The 215-nt window shown below is 52.6% G+C and carries 1 protein-coding gene; it reads left to right on the plus strand.

The features are described from left to right. Positions 1 to 215 (plus strand): hypothetical protein (locus SB660_RS24470; protein ID WP_410585266.1); only part of this gene is annotated, 215 nt, incomplete at both ends.

Consider the following 215-nt stretch of genomic DNA (forward strand, 5'->3'; position numbering starts at 1 on the left):
ACCGGTCCTACTGGAGTTACTGGTGTAACTGGAGATACAGGTTCTACTGGGGCAACTGGAGATACTGGTCCTACTGGTGTAACTGGCGCAACTGGTGATACAGGTCCAATGGGACCTACTGGTGTAACTGGAGATACAGGTCCTACTGGAGCCACTGGTGTAACCGGAGATACCGGTCCTACTGGAACCACTGGTGTAACTGGAGATACTGGTCC

Source organism: Bacillus sp. SIMBA_005, assembly GCF_046535585.1.
Lineage (GTDB): Bacteria > Bacillota > Bacilli > Bacillales > Bacillaceae > Bacillus > Bacillus pumilus.